General features: G+C 62.7%; 15 protein-coding genes. 6 read left to right on the forward strand and 9 right to left on the reverse strand.

Annotated features, from left to right (window positions below):
- Positions 1-25: 25 nt before the first annotated feature.
- Together WFM45_RS12405 and WFM45_RS12410 are read right to left on the reverse strand one after the other, a co-directional pair.
- Positions 26-814, reverse strand: a complete 789-nt coding sequence (locus tag WFM45_RS12405) for an ABC transporter ATP-binding protein (protein WP_015378515.1) — start codon at positions 812-814, stop codon at positions 26-28.
- On the reverse strand, positions 811-1893 hold the full coding sequence (locus WFM45_RS12410) for a FecCD family ABC transporter permease (protein ID WP_031300718.1): 1083 nt from the start codon (positions 1891-1893) through the stop codon (positions 811-813). Before WFM45_RS12410 ends, WFM45_RS12405 begins: the two co-directional genes overlap by 4 nt.
- A gap of 364 nt (positions 1894-2257) precedes the next feature.
- Between WFM45_RS12410 and WFM45_RS12415 the strand changes: the two genes are divergently transcribed.
- Entirely contained in the window at positions 2258-3358 is a 1101-nt protein-coding gene (locus WFM45_RS12415) for a GGDEF domain-containing protein (RefSeq protein ID WP_325961588.1), read from the forward strand.
- 45 nt (positions 3359-3403) lie between these two features.
- Here WFM45_RS12415 and WFM45_RS12420 read toward each other — a convergent pair whose 3' ends face one another.
- The 3 genes from WFM45_RS12420 to WFM45_RS12430 form a co-directional block, all read right to left on the reverse strand.
- On the reverse strand, positions 3404-4882 hold the full coding sequence (locus WFM45_RS12420) for an amino acid permease (protein ID WP_015378517.1): 1479 nt from the start codon (positions 4880-4882) through the stop codon (positions 3404-3406).
- Positions 4883-5103: 221 nt separating this feature from the next.
- On the reverse strand, positions 5104-5970 hold the full coding sequence (gene yieE, locus WFM45_RS12425; RefSeq protein WP_015378518.1) for a DNA-binding transcriptional regulator YeiE: 867 nt from the start codon (positions 5968-5970) through the stop codon (positions 5104-5106).
- Between the two features lie 98 nt (positions 5971-6068).
- On the reverse strand, positions 6069-6266 hold the full coding sequence (locus tag WFM45_RS12430) for a hypothetical protein (RefSeq protein WP_015378519.1): 198 nt from the start codon (positions 6264-6266) through the stop codon (positions 6069-6071).
- Between the two features lie 192 nt (positions 6267-6458).
- Between WFM45_RS12430 and WFM45_RS12435 the strand changes: the two genes are divergently transcribed.
- Both WFM45_RS12435 and nfo read left to right on the forward strand, forming a co-directional pair.
- Complete coding sequence (locus tag WFM45_RS12435; protein WP_336955881.1) at positions 6459-7532, forward strand: YeiH family protein; 1074 nt, start codon at positions 6459-6461, stop codon at positions 7530-7532.
- Positions 7533-7632: 100 nt separating this feature from the next.
- Complete coding sequence (gene nfo / locus WFM45_RS12440) at positions 7633-8472, forward strand: deoxyribonuclease IV (RefSeq protein ID WP_033632566.1); 840 nt, start codon at positions 7633-7635, stop codon at positions 8470-8472.
- 19 nt (positions 8473-8491) lie between these two features.
- Here the strand turns inward: nfo and WFM45_RS12445 are convergent, their stop codons facing one another.
- The 4 genes from WFM45_RS12445 to fruB form a co-directional block, all read right to left on the reverse strand.
- On the reverse strand, positions 8492-9085 hold the full coding sequence (locus WFM45_RS12445; protein ID WP_015378521.1) for a DJ-1/PfpI family protein: 594 nt from the start codon (positions 9083-9085) through the stop codon (positions 8492-8494).
- A gap of 160 nt (positions 9086-9245) precedes the next feature.
- Positions 9246-10931 carry a PTS fructose transporter subunit IIBC gene (gene fruA, locus WFM45_RS12450; protein ID WP_336955884.1) on the reverse strand — a complete coding sequence of 562 codons (1686 nt, stop codon included), beginning with the start codon at positions 10929-10931 and terminating at the stop codon, positions 9246-9248.
- An 11-nt stretch (positions 10932-10942) separates the two neighbouring features.
- Entirely contained in the window at positions 10943-11884 is a 942-nt protein-coding gene (fruK, locus tag WFM45_RS12455) for a 1-phosphofructokinase (protein ID WP_004935702.1), read from the reverse strand.
- Entirely contained in the window at positions 11881-13014 is a 1134-nt protein-coding gene (fruB, locus tag WFM45_RS12460) for a fused PTS fructose transporter subunit IIA/HPr protein (protein WP_048324383.1), read from the reverse strand. The genes fruK and fruB overlap by 4 nt, the downstream gene beginning before the upstream one ends.
- A 247-nt stretch (positions 13015-13261) precedes the next feature.
- Here fruB and WFM45_RS12465 point away from each other — a divergent pair, with 247 nt between their 5' ends.
- The 3 genes from WFM45_RS12465 to torA all read left to right on the forward strand — a co-directional run bounded on the left by WFM45_RS12465 (position 13262) and on the right by torA (position 17565).
- Complete coding sequence (locus tag WFM45_RS12465) at positions 13262-13684, forward strand: nucleotide triphosphate diphosphatase NUDT15 (RefSeq protein ID WP_033632563.1); 423 nt, start codon at positions 13262-13264, stop codon at positions 13682-13684.
- 233 nt (positions 13685-13917) lie between these two features.
- A complete protein-coding gene (locus WFM45_RS12470; RefSeq protein WP_060559953.1) occupies positions 13918-15078 on the forward strand; it encodes a NapC/NirT family cytochrome c in 1161 nt (386 codons plus the stop codon).
- A gap of 12 nt (positions 15079-15090) precedes the next feature.
- Positions 15091-17565 carry a trimethylamine-N-oxide reductase TorA gene (gene torA / locus WFM45_RS12475; RefSeq protein WP_033632561.1) on the forward strand — a complete coding sequence of 825 codons (2475 nt, stop codon included), beginning with the start codon at positions 15091-15093 and terminating at the stop codon, positions 17563-17565.
- Positions 17566-17739: the final 174 nt, after the last annotated feature.

Below are 17739 nucleotides of genomic sequence, written 5' to 3' on the forward strand. Positions count from 1 at the left end.
CGGCGATGCCGGGCTTTTTCCTGGATTAAATCGTCGGCTGGTTTACCAGGCCGTCTATCAGCACCTGCGGCGTGCCCTGCGAACAGCGCTCGATGCGCCCGCGCACGCCGTAGACCCGCGCCAGGCTCTGCGGCGTAATCACCTGATCCGGCGCGCCGTCGGCGATCAGATCGCCATCCTGCAGCATCAACACGTGGTCGCCGTGGCGCAGCGCGATGTTGATGTCATGCACCACCACCACCGTCACGATATTGCGCTTGCGGGTTTCACGGCGCACCAAATCCATCACGTGGAACTGGTAGTTGAGATCGAGCGCGCTCAGCGGCTCATCCAGCAGCAGCAGCGACGGCTGACGGATCAGCGACTGCGCCAACCCCACCAGCTGTTTCTGGCCGCCGGATAGTTGATCGAGGTAGCTCAGCGCCAGGTGGGCGATGCCCAGCTGTTCCAGCAAAGCCATCACTTCCGCTTCGCTGCCGGCGTTGCTGCGGCCGCCCGAGGCGCGCTGCGCCACGATGATCGACTCCAGCACGTGCAGATGCACCCCGGCGGGCAGCGACTGCGGCAGGTACACCACTTTCTCCGCCCGACGGGCGAACGGCATCTGCATCAGATCGCCGTCGTCCAGCCACAGCTTGCCCTGCGCCGGGTTCAGCCCGGCCAGCGAGCGCAGCAGCGTCGATTTGCCGCTGCCGTTCGGCCCCAGCAGCACGGTGATTTGCCCGCGCGGCAGCATCGGCACCGAGAGATTGTCGATCACCTGACGCTTCGGGTAGCCCGCCGAGAAGTTTTCTATGCGCAAGCCCTGATTCATACGTTCCCCCGATGGCGCAGAATAATGCTCAGGAAGAACGGCACCCCGACCAGCGAGGTGACGATGCCCACCGGAATGATCACGCCGGGCACCAGGTTTTTCGACGCCACCGAGGCCATCGACAGCACCAGCGCGCCAATCAGCGCGCTGGCCGGCAGGTAGAAACGGTGATCTTCGCCGAAGATCATGCGGGCGATATGCGGCGCCACCAGGCCGATAAAGCCGATCGGCCCGACAAAGGCCACCGCCAGCGCCGAGAGAATGCTGATGCGCAGCAGCGTGGTCAGCCGCAGGCGGCGCACGTCGATGCCGAAGCTCACCGCCCGGTCTTCCCCCAGACGCAGCGCGGTCAGTTTCCACGAGCTCATCATCGACAGCGGCAGCAGCACGGCGAACACGCCGAACAGAATACCCAGCTTGTCCCACGAGGCGCGCGCCAGGCTGCCCATGGTCCAGAACACCAGCCCCTGCAGCGTGTCCTCGCTGGCGATGAACTGCATCATCGAGACCAGCGCGTTGAAGGTAAACACCAGCGCGATGCCGAACAGCACCACGCCGGAGGTGGCGACCCGCGTCCAGCGCGTGATGCCGTCGAGCATCAGCGCGGCGAACAGCGCGAAGATAAAAGCGTTGGCGGAGATGAACCACTGATCGGGAATGCCCGGAATGCCGATGCCGAGCACGATCGCCAGCGCGGCGCCAAAGGCCGCGGCGGAAGACACGCCGAGAGTAAAGGGACTGGCCAGCGGATTATTCAGGATGGTCTGCATTTCCGCCCCGGCCAGGCCGAGCGCAAAGCCCACCACCACCGCCATCAGCGCATAGGGCAAGCGGATGTCCCAGACGATCACCCGCGTGCCGGCATCGGCCGCGGCGGGGTCAAGCAGCGTTTGCCACAAAGACGACAGCGACAGGCCGGATGGCCCCATGGTGAAATCCAGCAGCAGCGAACCCAGGATCGCCAGTGCCAACACGCCCATCATCAACAGGCGATGGCGAAGAATATGCTGATAACGCCCCATCACGCCGGCGTTGGGTTGCCCCTTGGCGTCAGTCATGGGATCGGTGGATACGCTCATTCGTTAAGATACCTGTTACAACCATCATGACAGCGGCGCGAAGGCGTCCGCCGTAAACCGGAAAGCGCGCGGCGACCGCCTGCGCGCAGCCGCCCACAATAAAGCAAACGATAATACTTATCAATCATATCAATAGCTGAAAACAGCGTTGTCGAAATGTAATAATTTGTTTTTTCTCGCCATTTTTCAAACCACCACGCTTTCCCCCGCCAACGGCCAGTAGGTTAATTATTCTGAAAATTCTTCCTGATCCGACCAGACTCTGACAAATAACGGCAAAACCACATAGAATCCAAAACCACAGCACCGCGCGTGCAAAAAACTTTCAGGCCGCCGCAAGAGCGGCCTTATTGACGAGGCTGTAATGAGAAGTCCATCTCCGGCGGTAACGCCCAAACGCCCGGCGCTGCTGAACTGGCTGTTGCACAGCCCGCTGCACGCCGATGACGAACCGTTTCAACGCCAGCTGCGTCTCACGCTGACGCCCTCTCCTCTCACCCCCTGGCTGAATGCCGTGGGGCCGGCCGCGCTGTTGGTGGGGTACGCCTGGCTGAACCAACCGCTGGTCGGTATCGGCCTGCTGCTGCTGTTGCTGCTGTTGACCGCCGGGCGTGCCAGGTTGGCGCAAAGGCGCCAACCCGCCTGGCCGAACGCCATGCTGGTGACGGTGTTGTTGTGGGCGCTGCTGGTTGGCGCCAGCGCCGCGCTGGTGATGCTGTCGGGCCGCTTCGTGCTGATCCTGTTCGCCGGCCTGACCATCACCGCCCTGGCCTGCTGGTTGATGCAGCGCCATGCCGCCGCGCCGCGCTTCGCGCTGCTTGAGGTGATCGCGCTGACGCTGCCCTACCTGCTGGCAGCGCCGCTGTCGCGCGTACAAAATCTGTTTGTCATGGCGGATCTCGCGCCGCTGTGGCTGGTGCTGGCCCATGGCATGATCGCGCGCTACCACCGCCAGTTGGTGCAGCACGTCACGCTGGCCTGGGAGAAGCAGCAGGCATCGCACCGCGATCGCCTGACCGGCTTTCTCAACCGCGCAGGCGGCGAGGTGGTGATGCGCAGCATCTGCCGCCCCGCAACGGCGCAGCCGATCTCCCACCTGTTCATTCTCGAATTCGGCCCGCTGGCGGCGCTCTACCAAAGTCACGGCGTCCAGATCGGCGACGACGTGCTGCGCACCGTCGGCGAGCGCCTCAAGACGCTGATCCGTCCGAGCGACTACGTCTGCCGCTATACCGGCGGTCTGTTTCTGATTCTGGTGCACGATCTGCCCTACGGCGCGGAAAGCGAGTTTCTGGCGCGCATTGTGCCGCCGCTGGAGGCGCCCTACGATTTTGGCGCGTTCGGCGAGGTGAACATGCGGCTTAACGCCGGCATTTTGGCGCTGACGCAGAATTACGCGACGGTAGAGAGTTTGATGAGCTCGGCGCAGCAGGCGCTGGCGGAAGCCAAAGGCGGGAAAAAGTAAACCAAAACGCGGCGGGAGCCCCCGCCGCGCGTCACTCACCGAAGATTACTTCACGTCCATCTTCGGGAATTCCATCTCGCTGTACTTCACGACACGGGTGCCTTGCGACAGCTTGTAACCAAACCAAATCAGCAGGAACAGCGGAATGCCGATGTAGGTCGCGGTCACGCCGTACCAGTCAATCTTGTCTTGCAGGAAGGCCTGGTAATTCTGCCCCAGAGTAATGATCAGACACAGCACAAAGGCGAAGATCGGCCCCAGCGGGAAGAAACCGGAACGGTACGGCAAGTCGTTGAGATCGTGTCCCTGCAGCATGTAACCGCGACGGAAACGGTAGTGGCTGATGGCGATGCCCAACCAGGCGATGAAGCCGGTCATGCCCGAGGTATTCAGCAGCCACAGGTAAACCGACTGGTTGCCGAACATCGAGGTCAGGAAGCACAACCCGGCCACCACGCAGGTCGCGTACAGCGCGTTGCGCGGCACGCCGCCTTTCGACAGCTTGGCGAAGATGCGCGGCGCTTTGCCTTCCGATGCCAGGGTGTACAACATGCGGGTCGATGCGTACATGCCCGAGTTACCGGCCGACAACACCGCCGTCAGGATCACCGCGTTCATCACCGCCGCCGCCGACAGCAGGCCGGCATGCTGGAACACCAGGGTGAACGGGCTGACGCTGATGTCTTTCACGTCATTGCGCAGCAGGCTCGGATCGGTATACGGAATGATCAGGCTGATGATCAGGATGGCGAAGATATAGAACAGCAGGATACGCCAGAACACCTGACGCACCGCGCGCGGAATATTTTTACCCGGGTTTTCCGATTCGCCGGCCGCGATGCCGATAAGTTCAGTGCCCTGGAACGAGAAGCCGACGATCATGGCCACGCCGATCATCGCCGAGAAGCCGCCGGCGAACGGCGCATCTCCAATGGTCCAGTTCTGCCAGCCGGCATGCTCGCCGCCTTTCAGAATGCCGACAATCATCAGCACGCCGACGGCGATGAAAATAATCACGGTGCTGACCTTGATCAGCGCGAACCAGTATTCCGCCTCGCCGAACCCTTTCACCGAAATGTAGTTCAGCAGGAACATCAGGCCGAGGAACAGCGCGCTCCAGATCCAGCCGGGCGTGTCCGGGAACCAGTAGCTCATCACCAATTGCGAAGCCACCAGGTCAACGGCGATGGTCACCGCCCAGTTGTACCAGTAGTTCCAGCCCAGTGCGAAGCCGAAGCCTTCTTCCACGTATTTGGCGCCGTAGGTGGAGAATGAACCGGAGACCGGCATAAAGGCCGCCAGTTCGCCCAGACTGGTCATCAGGAAGTACACCATCAAACCGATCAGAGCATAAGACAGCAGCGCCCCGCCGGGACCTGCCTGAGAAACCGTGGCGCCCGAGGCGACGAACAGGCCGGTGCCGATGGAGCCGCCGATGGCGATCATGGTCAAATGCCGGGCTTTCAGCTCGCGGCGCAATCCGGGAGCTTGCTGCCCCGATGTTTTTATATCCTGCTGAGCCATTCGTTCCCTATCTATCTGCTCTTCGAAAAATGAGGGCGGATTGTAACAAATACCCGCCGGTGAACTAGCAACATTGCACCGATATAAGATAGCTTCATAATTCAGAGGCAATTATTAGCCGCGCCCCTTATGGCCTTACTTACTCTCATTAATGTGAGCGCGCGCAGGTTTTTATGCTTTCTTTGGCCTGCGCGGCGATAGAAGACGTGACGCGCTGTCGATCACAGCACGCAATAGCTGAGAAAACGCTGCAACGCGTTGGAAATGTGCTTTTGCCGATGGCGGATCAGGTACAGCGTGCGCCGCAGCGGCGGCAGCGGCACCGGCAGTTCCACCAACGCGCCGCTGGCCAACTGTTCCGCCACCACCCGCCGGGACAGGCAGCTGATGCCGATACCGTGCCGCACCGCATGCTTGATCGCCTCCGAGTTGCCGAGCTCCATCACCAGCTGGAAGTGCGGCAGGTGCGCCAACAGCAGATGATCCAGCACCTCGCGAGTGCCCGAACCGCGCTCACGCAGGATCCAAGGCGCATTCGCCAGCGCCTCCAGCGTCGGCGGTTGACGGGTCAGCGGGTTATCCGGCGCAGCGAACACCACCAGCTCGTCCTCCAGCCACGGCTGCGTCACCAGCTCCGGCATATGGCAAGGCCCTTCGATCAGCCCCAGATCGACGCGAAAATCCGCTACCGCCACGATCACATCCTGGCTGTTGCCGACGTTCAGCTCCAGCGGCGTGGCCGGAAAGTCCCGGCGGTAACGGGCGATCATCTCCGGCAGCATATAGTTGCCGATGGTGCTGCTGGCGGCGATGCGCAGCGCCCCGCCATCATGGCGAAACAGCTGCTCGATCTCCCCCGCCTGCTCCAGCAGCGCCAGCGCCTTGGGGTACAGCAAGCGGCCGTGTTCGTTGATCACCAGCCGTTTGCCGACGCGATCGAACAGCTGCACGCCCAACTGCCCCTCCAGATCCGCCAGCGCCGCGCTGACCGCCGACTGCGACAGCGCCAGCACCACCGAGGCCTGAGTGGTCGAACCGCTTTTCAGCACTTCGGTGAAAACTTCCAGTTGACGCAACGTGATATGCATAGCCGTCCCGGTATTGAAAGAAGGTTCTGCCAGAGAACCCCAACATGGTGATGTGGGCAGCCCGGCCAGGCTACCCCGTTTGCGGCCAGATCGGCGCGCTATTTGCCCAAGGCGACCAGCTGCGCCGCCGCGGCCAGCACCGGCTCTCGCGGCGTGCCGGCTTCGTCCCGCAGTATCAATTGCAGCATCGCCGCGAGATGCTCGCGGTCGATCGTCTTGTTTTCTTCAATCAACCGCCGCACCGCGCGCCCCACTTCCTGATCTACCTGCTCTCTGCGTTGATCGTCGGTATCCATCGCCTGCTCCTGTTAGTTGGAAAGTTGACGGCGGCTCGCCGCTCCTCCACACCCTAGCCGCAATGCGGCGTTATGCCAATGCCTGATCCCATACCACTTATTCAGATAGGTTATAAATATATAATCAATTTCTCTTTTATTCAGCCCAAACGTACTCTTAGCAGCAAGAAACAGACTGAAGGACTGACTTTTATGGCGACTGATACCACTCACACTTATCCCGAGCGACGCTTTTCGCTGTTTGGCCTGCCGCGGCTGGTGCCGGGGCTGGCGCTGACCGGCGCGCTCACCGCGCTGGCCGTCTGGGCCGGCGATATTCCCTGGGTGGCGGAGCTGGGGCTGGGGGCGCTGACGCTGGCGATCCTGCTCGGTATTCTGGTGGGCAACACGCTGTACCCCCACTGGCAAACCGTTTGTCACAGCGGCGTACAGCTGGCCAAACAGCGTCTGCTGCGTCTGGGCATTATCCTTTACGGCTTCCGGCTGACCTTTCAGCAGATCGCCGACGTCGGCGCCAGCGGCATCATCATCGACGCGCTGACCCTGCTCACCACCTTCCTGCTGGCCTGCTGGCTCGGCAAGAAAGTGTTCGGCATCGACAGCCAAACCGCGATACTGATCGGCGCCGGCAGCAGCATTTGCGGCGCGGCGGCAGTGATGGCCACCGAGCCGGTGCTGAAGGCCGACTCCAGCAAAGTGGCGGTAGCGGTCTCGACCGTGGTGGTGTTCGGCACCCTGGCGATCTTCGCCTACCCGTGGCTGTATCAGTTGAATGAACACTTCCAGTGGCTGCCGTTCAGCCAGGAAACCTTCGGCATCTACGCCGGCTCCACCATTCACGAAGTGGCTCAGGTGGTCGCCGCCGGGCACGCCATCGGCCCTGACGCCGAAAACGCGGCGGTGATCGCCAAGATGATCCGCGTGATGATGCTGGCACCGTTCCTGCTGCTGCTGTCGGGCTACATCAGCCGCGGCAGCGCAGGCAAGGCGGAAAAATCCGCCATCACCATTCCGTGGTTCGCCGTGCTGTTTATCGTCGTCGCCGGGCTGAACTCCTTCAACCTGCTGCCGGCCACGCTGGTGCGCCATCTGATCACCGCCGACACCTGGATGCTGGCAATGGCGATGGCGGCGCTGGGGTTGACCACCCACATCAGCGCCGTGCGCCAGGCCGGGGTGAAACCGATTCTGCTGGCCACGCTGCTGTTCGTCTGGCTGCTGGTCGGCGGCGGCGCGATAAATCAGCTGGTGCAACACTGGTTCTAATCTCCCCTTCTGCGGCCCGCTTCGGCGGGCCGCCGCTTTTCACCATTCAATCCGCCCGCCATCAATGCCATAATGTCACCGATAACACAGGAGAATGAAGATGAAGTTTGTCGGTGCACATGTCAGCGCGTCAGGCGGCGTGGATCAAGCAGTTATCCGCGCGCACGAATTGGAGGCGACCGCGTTCGCCCTGTTCACCAAAAATCAGCGTCAATGGAAGGCCGCGCCGCTGGCCGCCGACGTGATCGATAAGTTCAAGAGCGCCTGCGCCCAGTACGGCTTCGGGCCGGGGCAGATCCTGCCGCACGACAGTTACCTGATCAACCTCGGGCATCCGGTGGCCGAGGCGTTGGAAAAATCGCGCGAAGCGTTTATCGACGAGCTGCAGCGCTGCGAACAGTTGGGGCTGACGCTGTTGAACTTCCACCCCGGCAGCCACCTGCTGCAAATCGATGAAGATAAATGCCTGGCGCGCATCGCCGAATCGATCAACATCGCGCTGGACAAAACCGCCGGTGTGACGGCCGTGATCGAAAACACCGCCGGCCAGGGCAGCAATCTGGGCTTCAAATTCGAACACCTGGCGGCGATCATCGACGGCGTGGAAGACAAAAGCCGCGTCGGCGTCTGCATCGACACCTGCCACGCCTTCGCCGCCGGGTACGATCTGCGCACCGAAGAGACCTGCGAACACACCTTCAAACAGCTCGGTGACATCGTCGGTTTCAACTACCTGCGCGGCATGCACCTGAACGACGCCAAGAGCGAGTTCAACAGCCGCGTCGACCGCCACCACAGCCTGGGGGAAGGCAACATCGGCAAAACGGTGTTCAGCTACATCATGCGCGATCCGCGTTTCGACAATATCCCGCTGATTCTGGAAACGGTAAACCCGGATATCTGGGCGGAAGAGATCGCCTGGCTGAAGGCGCAGCAGTAACCCTCCCTTGGCCGCTCGCCTATGCGCGAGCGGTTTCCCCCACCGTGTGCTCTGCCGCCAGCATGGCGCCGAACTGACGCAGCGTCTCTGCCTCCAGGCCCGCCGCCCTAAACACCGCGGTGGTAAAGCTGACCGGCGCCGAGCCCGGTGCCGTAATGACACGGTCATCCACGACGGCGGCGGCGCTCGCAACGTAATGGCGCTGCCCGCTGTAGCCCTCAACATTGCGCGTCAAGAACTCGGCATCGTTGGAGGTATGCGCCCTGCCGTTCAACAGGCCGGCCCGCGCCAACGCCAACGTCCCGCCGCAAATGCCCGCCAGAGTCGCGCCGCGTTGAGACTGCTCGTTGAGCAACGCGCGGATATCCGGCGCCCGTTCGGTTTCCCACAGGGTGCCGCCGACCACCACCAGCACCTCGGGGCGCCAATCCGCCAGTTCGGCCACGCTTTTTTCAACCTCGACCGTCAACCCGCCCTGTGAGCGAAGCGTTCCGGCCTGCGGCGCAAAAAACGCCACCTCCAGCCCATAAAACGGGCCGCCAACGCCGGCAATCAGCGCGTATTCCCAATCGGCGAAACCGGGTGTCAGTACGATCGCCACTTTTTTAGCCACGGATGAATCTCCTTGAGTCATTGCTTGTTCGCAGGAACAAAGTCGCGCTATCAGCTTAGAAAGCGTTGTGGTTTCTGACCAGGGGTAAATCGTGCTAACTGCCTAAGGCACAAACAAAAACGCGCAGCCCGGGGCTGCGCGTTTTGCGGTATCGCGAGGCTTACGCCGCGGCGGTAGCCGGTACTTCAGCACGTTTCAGCAGGGCATACGCTACGCCAGTCAGCAGCGTACCGGCGGCGATCGCCACCAGGTACAGCAGCACCGGCGAAATCGCGCCCGGGATCAGCAGCACGAACAACCCGCCGTGCGGCGCCATCAGCTTGGCGCCGAAGGCCATCGACAGCGCGCCGGTCAACGCCCCGCCGGCGATGCAGCACGGCAGCACGCGCATCGGGTCACGGGCGGCGAACGGAATCGCCCCTTCGGTGATGAAGCACAGCCCCAGCACCAACGCCGCCTTGCCGCCTTCCTGTTCGGATTTCGGGAACTTGCGGCGCGCCAGCAGCGTCGCCAGACCCATCGCCAGCGGTGGCACCATACCGGCGGCCATGATGGCTGCCATCGGCGCATACACCGAGGAGCTGAGCAGCGCCACGCCGAAGGCGTAGGCCGCTTTGTTCACCGGGCCACCCATGTCGGTGCACATCATGCCGCCCAGGATCGCCCCCAGCAGCACGGCGTTGGCGGTGCCCAGCGATTGCAGCCAATGGGTCAGGCCTTCCATGATTTTCGCCACCGGCGTGCCGACCACGTAAATCATGATAAGGCCGGTGATCAGGCTGGCCACCAGCGGAATGATCAAGATAGGCTTCAGCGCTTCCATACTCTGCGGCAGACGCAGCTTGCTGCTGATCGCCTTGGCGACGTAACCCGCCAAGAAACCGGCGATGATGCCGCCGAGGAACCCGGCGCCGGTGCTCACCGCCAGCATGCCGCCGATCAGGCCCGGCGTCAGGCCCGGACGATCCGCGATGGAAAAGGCGATGAAACCGGCCAATACCGGCACCATCAGCGCGAAGGCGGAGCCGCCGCCGATCTGCATCAGCGCCGCCGCCAGGGTGCCCTTGACCTCAAACGCCTTGATGCCGAACACGAACGACAGCGCGATGCACAACCCGCCCGCCACCACCATCGGCAGCATGTAGGACACGCCGGTCAGCAGGTGACGATACGGGCCGTTGCCCTCTTTCTTTTTCGCCGTCGGCGCCGCGCCGCCGCGCTGCTGCGGCTGGAACACTTCGGCTTCGGCCTGCGCCTTGTCCAGTTCCTGGGCGGTTTTCTTCAGCGCCAGGCCGGTCGAAGTGCGGTACATCGGCTTACCGGCAAACTTGTCCAGCTCCACTTCGATGTCCGCCGCGACGATCACCAGATCCGCCGCCGCCACTTCTTCCGGGGTGATGGCGTTGCCGGCACCCACGGAACCGCGCGTTTCCACCTTCACCCACCAGCCGCGCTTCTTCGCTTCGCTTTCAATGGCTTCGGCCGCCATAAAGGTGTGCGCCACGCCGGTCGGGCAAGCGGTGATCGCCACGATGCGTTTTTGCCCACCGGCTTTCACCGCAGCCGCCGCCTGCGGCGCCTGATAGGTTTCAGCTTCGGCCTGGGCGCGCGCCAGAAACGCGTCTGGTTCACGCACCGCCTGTTCTACCTCGCCCACATACACCAATTTGCCGTTCAGCCCGGCGTCAGCAGGGGCAGCCTGCCCCGCCACCGCCACCAGTTCGGCGTCCTGCAGCGACTCGACCAGCGTCAGGCCGGTTTTGGCCGCGGCGGCCTCCAGCATGCGTTTCGCCAGGTGGCCACGGGCCTGCCCCAGCGAACTGTCTACCATCAGCAGCGTTTTCATTCTGCCTCCTGCTATTGATTGAAAGGTTTCAGATCGACACGCGCCATCATCGCGGCCAACTGGGGACGATCGGTCACGCCGACGTTGCTCTGGCTGACCGCCAGCGCCGCTACCGCCGTGGCCAGACGCAGAGTGTGCTCGCTGGATTCGCGCATCAGCAGGCCATAAATCAGGCCGCCGACCATCGAATCGCCGGCGCCCACGGTGCTGACCACCTCACAGGACGGCGGTTTGGCGATCCAGGCGCCGGACGCGTTAACCCACAGCGCGCCTTCCGCACCGAGGGAGATAACCACGTGGGCGATGCCCTGCTCGCGCAGCGCATGCGCGGCCTCAACCACGTCCGCCAGCGCCGGCAGCGGGCGGCCGGCCCAGATTTCCAGCTCGCGGCGGTTCGGTTTGACCAACCACGGCGAGGCCTTCAGCCCGGCGACCAGCGCTTCGCGGCTGCTGTCGAAAATAATGCACGGGCACTTGGCGCGCAGCTGGGTCATCCAGTCGGTAAATGCGTCAGGATCGACGCCGGCCGGCAGGCTGCCGCTCACCGCCACCATGTCAAACTGGCCTAGCCAGCTCAGCGAGTCGCTGACGAAGCGATCCCAGTCCTGCGGCGTCACTTCGAAGCCGGAGAAGTTGAAATCGGTCACTTCGCCGTCTTTTTCCGTCAGCTTGACGTTGATGCGGGTGCGGCCCGGCACCACCTGAAAGCGGTTGGCGATCCCCAGATCGCTGAACAGCAACTGGAAACCGTCCTGATTGTCTTTGCCCAGGAAGCCGCCGACGGTGACGTCGATGCCCAAATCCTTCAACACCTTGGCGACGTTGATGCCCTTACCGGCGGCGTGCAGGCCGGCGGTTTTTACCCGATTGACTTCCCCGCGTTCAATCTGCGGGCAGAAACCCACCAGATCGTACGCCGGGTTCAGGGTGATCGTTGCTACTCTTCTGCTCATGCTGCGCCCTCGCCCAGTCCTTCATTAATCGCTTCGCCGATCGCCTTCAGCGCGGCTTCAGCATCTTCTCCATTGGCGGTAAAGCGCAGGTGATGCCCTTTCTTCACGCCCAGCGCCACCACCTTCATCAGGCTGCGCCCGTTGGCCGGCTTGCCGCTGCCGTCCAGGTTGGTGACGGTGATGTCACTGTTGAAACTTTTGATCACGTTGACCAGCGCCGTGCCCGGCCGCGCGTGCAGACCATGCTCGTTGCGGATCACGAACTCGGCGCTCAGCACGCTGCTCTCCTCAGCCACTTCGCTGGTCAGCAGCGCCAGCACGCCGGCGGCATCCGCCTTCAGCAAGCGTTCAGCTTTATTGGCCAGCAGCAGATCGCTGAGGTAGTTGAGCACCGCCAGCGGCTGCGCGTCGGCGACCGACACCGTCAGCAGCAGCGCCACCGGCTCGCCGTCTTCCGCGAAAGCCTGCGCCGGGCGGCTGACGGTGGCCGCGCTGGCCAGGTTGCCTTCGACGCTGTCGCTCAGCCAGATGCCCTGCCCCAGGTTCAGCGGCTTGCGGGTGATGACATCGCTGACGAACTGCGCGTTAACCGCGCCGGCCTTTTGCAGCCGGCCGGCGTTCAGCGCCTGCAGCGTCATCAGGCTGTCGGCGGCGACGTCGAGCGCAATCAGCGAAACGTCGAACTGGAATTCGGCGCTCTGTTGTTCGCCCATCAGCAGGCTGCGCAGTTCCTCCGCAGAGGTGGTTTGCGCCAGCCGCTCCGCCACGCTGTCATCGCTCAGCACGTGGGTGAGCTGACGCAGCAGCGCCAAATGCTCGTCGGAACGGGCGGCGATGCCGATCGCCACATAGGCGGTCTGGCCTTCGCCCCACGCAATGCCCTGCGGGAACTGGAACACCTGCACGCCGGTTTTCAACACCAGATCGCGGGTATCGGTGGTGCCGTGCGGAATGGCGATGCCGTTGCCCAGATAGGTGGACGTCTGCAGTTCGCGCTGCAGCATGCCGTCCACGTAACCGGCGCTGACGCAGCCGGCTTCGGTCAGGGCGGCGGCCACCAGGCGGATGGCCTCTTGCTTACCGTCGGCAACGGCGCCCAGATGAATGTCTTGCGGTGACAACTGGAACATGATTCTCCTCTCCTGCTGAATTGAATCGTTTCAGCTTCATTGAGAAAAAGGAGCGTTATCCGTTCGCCACAAGCGGCCGGACAACGCTGAAACGTTTCAAGGAGTGTGTGAGCAGCGCAAGGCGAAAGCAAGCTTTCTCCCTTTCGCCATTGCAGATTTTTGAGCTTACGCACACTTTTGCCGACGTATTGGCCAGCGCCGGGGCAAAATGACATACTGTGCTGAAACCTTGCTGACGGAGAAAAGCATGAACGTAGTGACGGGCGTCGGGGTGATCATCGTCAACCCTCAAGGCGAGATTTTGTTGGGCAAACGCTGCGGTTCCCACGCGCCCTTTTGGTCGATCCCCGGCGGGCATCTGGATGCCGGTGAAACCTTCGAGCAGTGCGCCCAGCGCGAAATCGCCGAAGAGACCGGGTTGCTCATCGACCCGCCGCGCTTCGTTGGCGTCAGCAACAATCTGCAAACCTGGCGCGCCGAAGGCAAACACACGGTGTCAATCTGCCTGCAGGTGGATCACCCCGGCGGCGACGCCGAGCTGAGAGAGCCCGAGAAATGCGCCGAGTGGCGCTGGTGCGCGCCTGAAGCCCTGCCGGAACCCCATTTCGAAGCCAGCCGCACCGCCATCCGCCTGTGGCTGAGCGGCCTGGCCTACCTGCCAGCGGTCTGATCCAATGCGAGCGTGTGCTGCGCTCGCTTCCCCTGCCGCAGCGCCCTATCGTTATATAAATTAGAATATAACGCTATTTTTTGCGATATACGCCATTTTTTTGACTACGGATAACCCTATGGGGTTAACCCTCTTCTATCATTACCCCTGCAATCGACGTGGCATTCTGACCTCCGGTCGGTGGCCTTTTGGCAAGATTTTATTTTAAATTCATAATTATAAGCGGGTTTACCATGAGCAAAAAACTGACTGGCTTTGAAAAAAAGCGCCGGTGGGGATGGCTATGGCTTTTGCTGCTGGGGATTATCCTCGGCGCAGCGCTGTTGGCCGGGACCGCCACCGTCTTCCATAAAACCAGCGATACCGCCTTCTGCGTTTCCTGCCACACCATGCAACAGCCGCTGGCCGAATATCAGGGCAGCGTCCACTTCCAGAACACCAAGGGCATCCGCGCCGAGTGCGCCGACTGCCACGTGCCGCACCAGCCGATCGACTACCTGTGGACCAAGATCCGCGCGGTGAAAGACATTTACGGCGAAATGGTCGGCACCATCGATACGCCGGAGAAATACGAAGCGCACAAGCTGGCGATGGCGCAGTCAGTCTGGAAAACGTTGAAAGAGAACGACTCGGCCACCTGCCGCTCCTGCCACAGCTACGACGCCATGGACATCACCGCCCAGCGCCCTGAGGCGCGCCTGCAGCACCCGGTGGCGATCAAACAGGGCGAAACCTGCATCGATTGCCACAAGGGCGTGGCGCATATCCTGCCGGACATGAGCGGCGAAACCCAGGCCGGCGCCGCCGAGCTGGCGAAGGCCGCGGCGTTGACCGCACCGGACGCCACCACCCTCTACACCATCGCCACCGAGCCGTTCTTCCTCGGCGCCAACGACAGCCATAACGCCGGCAACCTGATGCCGTCCACCGAAGTGCAGGTGGTCAAGCAGGATGGCGACAAAGTGCTGGCCACCGTCAGTGGCTGGCAGCAGGACGGGGTCAGCGAAGTGTTCTACGCCGCGCAGGGCAAACGCATCCTCAGCGTGCTGCTGGGTGAGGATGCGCGCCAACAGCTGAAGACCGCCGCCACCCAGACCGATGCGGAAACCGGCCTGGTCTGGCATCAGGTTTCTCTGCAGGTGTGGCTGCCGCGCAAGCAGTTGATTGACGATCAGCAAAAAATCTGGCGCTACGCCGCGGACATGATGTCGGCCAACTGTACCGGCTGCCACGGGCTGACCGCGCTCGATCGCTTCAACGCCAACCAATGGATCGGCGTCATCAAAGGCATGGCGCCACGCACCTCGCTGACGCAGGAACAGCTGCGCGTGCTGACGCAATACGTACAAAAACACGCCAGCGACATGCCACCTGCCGCACCGGCCAAGCTTTAAGGGAGAAGCGCAATGAGCAACCAACAACCGTTAACCATGAGCCGCCGCCGCTTCCTGACCGGCGCCGCCGCGCTGGCCGCCGCCCCGCTGCTGGCGGGCTTATGGCCCAAAGCGGCGCTGGCGCAGGCCATCAGCGAAGCGCTGCCGCAGTTCATCGTCTTGCGTCAGGCGCAGAAAGGCATCCTGACCGGCGCCCACTGGGGCGCGTTTGAGGCCATCGTGCAGGACGGCAAGATGGTCGGCGTGCAGCCGGTGCAGGACGATCCGTATCCCAATGAGCTGATCACCATGGCGCCTTATCAGGTGCACGCCGAGAACCGCATCAAATATCCGATGGTGCGCAAAAGCTGGCTGGAAGGCGGCCCCGGCAGCCGCACCGAGCTGCGCGGCCGCGACGAGTGGGTGCGCGTCAGCTGGGACAAAGCGACCGAGCTGGTGTGCAATGAGATCGTTCGCCTGCAGAAAGATCACGGGCCGCAGTCGATCTACGCCGGTTCCTATGGCTGGAAAAGCGTCGGCATGCTGCACAACAGCCGCACGCTGCTGCAGCGCCTGATGAACCTGACCGGCGGCTTCCTCGGCTACGCCGGCGACTACTCCACCGGCGCAGCGCAGGTGATCATGTCGCACGTGGTCGGCTCGATGGAGGTCTACGAACAGCAGACCGCCTGGCCGAACGTGATCGAGAACAGCGAGCTGGTGATCCTGTGGGGCTGTAACCCGATGGTCACGCTGAAAAACAGCTGGAACGTGCCGGATCACGTCGGCCAGACCGGCTTCGAGGCGCTGAAGAAGAAAGGCACCCGGGTGATCAGCATCGATCCGGTGCACAGCGACAGCGCCAAGTTCGTCAATGCGCAGTGGATCGCCCCGCGCCCTTATACCGACGGCGCCATGCTGATCGGCATCGCCCACACGTTGCTGACCGAGAAGCTGCATAACCCGGACTTCCTGAAAACCTACACCGTCGGCTTCGACAAGTTCCAGGCCTACCTGCTGGGCGAGAGCGACGGCGTGGCGAAAACCGCCGAATGGGCGGCCGACATCAGCGGCGTCGATGCCGACACGCTGCGCGGTCTGGCGCGTGAGATGGCGAAGCATCGCACCATGATCATGGGCGGCTGGGGCATTCAGCGCCAGCACCACGGCGAGCAGCAGCACTGGCTGCTGGTGACGGTGGCGGCGATGCTCGGCCAGATCGGCCTGCCGGGCGGCGGCTTCGGCTTCAGCTATCACTATTCCTCCGGCGGCAGCCCGACCGCCAAGGGCGGCATCATCGCCGGCATCTCCGCCGGCAACGCACCGAAGAACTCCCCGGCGCCGATCCCGGTGGCGCGCATCGCCGAATGCCTGAGCAACCCGGGCAAAACCATCGACTTCAACGGCGCCAAGGTCACTTACCCCGAGGTGAAAATGGTGTATGTGGCGGGCGGCAACACCTTCCACCAGCATCAGGACACCAATAACCTGGTCAAAGCCTGGCAGCGGCCGGACACCATCGTGGTCAACGAGCCTTACTGGACCGCCACCGCCAAGCATGCCGATATCGTGCTGCCGGCCACCACCAGCTACGAGCGCAACGATCTGGAAATGGGCGGCGACTATTCGCAGCTCTACGTGTTCCCGATGCATCAATGCGTGCCGCCGCAGCACGAGTCGCGCAGCGACTTCGACATCTTCTCGGCGATGGCGGCCAGGCTGGGCGTGCAGGAAGCCTTCACCGAGGGCAAGGATGAAACCCAGTGGCTGAAAGGCATGTACGACGACATGAAGAACCAGGCGCGCGCCGCGCGGGTGGCGCTGCCGCCGTTCGACATGTTCTGGCAATCCAACAACTACGTGCGCTTCCCGGTGCCGGAGGCCAATAAGCAGTGGGTGCGCTTCGCCGACTATCGCGACAACCCGCTGCTGAACCCGCTGGGCACGCCGTCGGGCAAGATCGAGATCTACTCCGACGCCATCGCCAAAATGCATTACGAGGATTGCCCCGGCATTCCGACCTGGATGCCGCCGCACGAATGGTACCGCGGGCCGGAAGCGGCCAAGTATCCGCTGTCGCTCAATACCGCGCACCCGACCAACCGGCTGCATTCCCAGCTCGATAACACGCCGCTGCGCGAGAAATACGCGGTAGCGGATCGTGAAGCGATCCTGATCCACCCGCAGGACGCGCAGCCGCGCGGCATCACCGGCGGCGATCTGGTGCGGGCGTTTAACGATCGCGGTCAGATCCTGGTGGGTGCGGTGGTCAGCGAAGACGTGCGGCCCGGCGTGGTGCGCATCAGCGAAGGCGCCTGGTTCGATCCGGCCGATCCGGCGCAGCCCGGCTCGCTGTGCAAGAACGGCAACGTCAACTGCCTGACCTTCGACATCGGCTCTTCCAGCCTGGCGCAGGGCAACTGCGGGCAGATGGCGCAGCTGCAGATCGAGAAGTATCAGGGGCCGGTATTGAAAAATACCGCGCACGCGGTGCCGCAAGGCGCCTGATCCCGCGCTAAACAGAGGGCGCAACGCGTAATGCCGGTCAGTTAAGCCTGACCGGCATTTTTTATCCAGTCTCTGTACGCGCCGTGCAAAAGGAATAGCCTTAAATATCCGGTATTTCTCTGCGACCGCCATGAACGGCACCTGGAGAAACAGCCACTACGCCGTTCCCCCACA

The sequence above is a fragment of the Serratia sp. KG1D genome (assembly GCF_037150675.1).
Classification (GTDB): domain Bacteria; phylum Pseudomonadota; class Gammaproteobacteria; order Enterobacterales; family Enterobacteriaceae; genus Serratia; species Serratia nematodiphila.

Coding starts and splice junctions, on each gene's coding strand:
- WFM45_RS12405 (WP_015378515.1), bottom strand. CDS start 814: ATGAATCAGGGCTTGCGCATAGAAAACTTCTCGGCGGGCTACCCGAAG.
- WFM45_RS12410 (WP_031300718.1), bottom strand. CDS start 1,893: ATGAGCGTATCCACCGATCCCATGACTGACGCCAAGGGGCAACCCAAC.
- WFM45_RS12415 (WP_325961588.1), top strand. CDS start 2,258: ATGAGAAGTCCATCTCCGGCGGTAACGCCCAAACGCCCGGCGCTGCTG.
- WFM45_RS12420 (WP_015378517.1), bottom strand. CDS start 4,882: ATGGCTCAGCAGGATATAAAAACATCGGGGCAGCAAGCTCCCGGATTG.
- yieE (WP_015378518.1), bottom strand. CDS start 5,970: ATGCATATCACGTTGCGTCAACTGGAAGTTTTCACCGAAGTGCTGAAA.
- WFM45_RS12430 (WP_015378519.1), bottom strand. CDS start 6,266: ATGGATACCGACGATCAACGCAGAGAGCAGGTAGATCAGGAAGTGGGG.
- WFM45_RS12435 (WP_336955881.1), top strand. CDS start 6,459: ATGGCGACTGATACCACTCACACTTATCCCGAGCGACGCTTTTCGCTG.
- nfo (WP_033632566.1), top strand. CDS start 7,633: ATGAAGTTTGTCGGTGCACATGTCAGCGCGTCAGGCGGCGTGGATCAA.
- fruA (WP_336955884.1), bottom strand. CDS start 10,931: ATGAAAACGCTGCTGATGGTAGACAGTTCGCTGGGGCAGGCCCGTGGC.
- fruK (WP_004935702.1), bottom strand. CDS start 11,884: ATGAGCAGAAGAGTAGCAACGATCACCCTGAACCCGGCGTACGATCTG.
- fruB (WP_048324383.1), bottom strand. CDS start 13,014: ATGTTCCAGTTGTCACCGCAAGACATTCATCTGGGCGCCGTTGCCGAC.
- WFM45_RS12465 (WP_033632563.1), top strand. CDS start 13,262: ATGAACGTAGTGACGGGCGTCGGGGTGATCATCGTCAACCCTCAAGGC.
- WFM45_RS12470 (WP_060559953.1), top strand. CDS start 13,918: ATGAGCAAAAAACTGACTGGCTTTGAAAAAAAGCGCCGGTGGGGATGG.
- torA (WP_033632561.1), top strand. CDS start 15,091: ATGAGCAACCAACAACCGTTAACCATGAGCCGCCGCCGCTTCCTGACC.